This is a genomic window from Vibrio sp. SG41-7 (assembly GCF_014164465.1).
In the GTDB taxonomy this organism is placed as follows: Bacteria; Pseudomonadota; Gammaproteobacteria; order Enterobacterales; family Vibrionaceae; genus Vibrio; species Vibrio splendidus.
On sequence record NZ_JACJFF010000474.1, the window covers coordinates 1 to 220 of the forward strand.

General features: G+C 44.5%; 1 pseudogene. It reads left to right on the forward strand.

Annotated elements, in window-relative coordinates:
- Positions 1-197: pseudogene (locus H5300_RS27635) on the forward strand (IS4 family transposase); the annotation flags it as partial.
- Positions 198-220: the final 23 nt, after the last annotated feature.

A 220-nucleotide genomic window follows, 5' to 3' on the forward strand; every position in this document is an offset into this window, starting at 1 on the left:
TGTGGCTCAAGTTGGAGAGCAAAAAACTACCGAAAGAAGCGCCTAATATATCATGGGCTTACAACGGTATTGCTCGGTTAGGTGGTTGGAAGAATACCAAGCGAACAGGTCGCGCTTCTATAAAGACGTTATGGCAAGGATGGCTTAGGTTACAAACCATCCTTGAAGGGTATGAACTCGCTAAGTCTCTTGATTAACCAGACTTGTGATCAAGAGACAG